General features: G+C 39.4%; 1 protein-coding gene. It reads right to left on the minus strand.

The genetic code is table 11. The features are described from left to right. Positions 1-185: 185 nt before the first annotated feature. On the minus strand, positions 186-1,373 hold the full coding sequence (locus tag BM130_RS15055; protein ID WP_074964425.1) for an IS256 family transposase: 1,188 nt from the start codon (positions 1,371-1,373) through the stop codon (positions 186-188). Positions 1,374-1,478: the final 105 nt, after the last annotated feature.

The following is a 1,478-nucleotide window of genomic DNA, read 5'->3' on the forward strand; positions in this document are numbered from 1 at the left end:
GGTAGTGTTTAAATTAGTGTGTCCGGATAAAGATCTATCTCAGTTTAGTTCGTATTGCAAAGTTAATTTTTTCTTTTTCCCGGTTTGATAAATATTCATATGAGATTAGGAGTTATTCTGTCAAGGCTCCCGACCGAAGGGAGGGACTTGTATAGCCTTGACAGAATAGCTGCTAATCGCTTCCTTTATTTTATCAAATCAGGATGTTCCGCCTGCTTTCGAGGGAATAATGTTTTATCCCTGTCAATACCCGGTAATTGCCTGAAATATGCACGTTTTTCCATTGCTGTTTTGGCCATTAACACTATTACAGATTCTTCATTGGGCATAGCACCTCGCATACGCAATACCCTTCTAAAATCTCGCTGTAATCGCTCAATCCAGTTGGTGGTATAAATCATTGACTGAATTCGATAATCATAATTTAGATACGTAAAGTAATAACGATATGTTGGATCATTTTTCATTTTCTTTATCGTTCGGTAATCTTTTCCCCATTTTTCACACAATTGCTGCCAGGCATTCCATGCTTGTTCCGATGTGTAATACTGATTGCCGGTTTGAAATACTTCCCGTAAATCCTCACTCAATTCTTCTTTATCGCTATGACGCACTTTGTTGAGCATGTTCCGCTTCAAATGCGTAACACATTTTTGAAGGGGCGTTGTGGGATAGACCCTGGCAAGGGCATCTTCAAGGTATTTTAACCCATCTGCTACCAGCAAGCCTATGGATTGTACGCCTCTGGATTGCAAACTCTCAAACATTTCCTGCCACCCTGTGGAACTCTCACTAGGGCGGTTGAAAATCCCTAATACTTCTCGTGTTTTATCCTCTTTTACCGCTATGGTCACATAAAAGGCTTCGGTTTCTACCCTGTCTTTTCGGTGTACTTTTATGTGAATGGCATCAACAAATACTATTGGATAATATGACTCAAGACTACGTGATAACCATTGGTCAACATCTTCTCGCAGGTATTCTATCATCCGGCTTATACTGCCTTTACTATAATGGCGTCCGTACACTTCTTCAAATATTTCCCCCACCTCTGATTGGGTAAGCCCTTTACTGTACAAACTACCCGCTAAACGCTCACATTCTATTTCCTGATCTCGCAGTAAGGCTAATATAGTTGGATGAAAATTTCCGTAACGATCTCTTGGTATACGAAACTCTAAGACTCGCCCATTTCCGTAACTCCTACCCTGACGGTAACCATTCCCTTTATTCCCCGGTTGGGTGTTCAAAAATTCCCGTCGTTCACTTCGCATCAGGCTTTCTAACATCAATTCCAAAACATCTTGTAACCCTTTTCCTTTGCTTAAATGTTTGCTTATTAATTCTGTTAATTGTTCCTTTGTAAAATCCATAAGGTCTTCTCTTTTTTTAGTTATACATTTTGGTTTTTCGTTTGTAAAACTAACCTGAGAAGACCTTTTTTATTCCTTTTCAGACACACTTTTTTAAACAGTATC

The sequence above is a fragment of the Thermophagus xiamenensis genome (genome assembly GCF_900112795.1).
Lineage (GTDB): Bacteria > Bacteroidota > Bacteroidia > Bacteroidales > Marinilabiliaceae > Thermophagus > Thermophagus xiamenensis.

What these genes read in the sequence shown, in the direction of transcription:
- BM130_RS15055 (WP_074964425.1), bottom strand. Translation starts at nt 1,373, where the DNA reads ATGGATTTTACAAAGGAACAATTAACAGAATTAATAAGCAAACATTTA.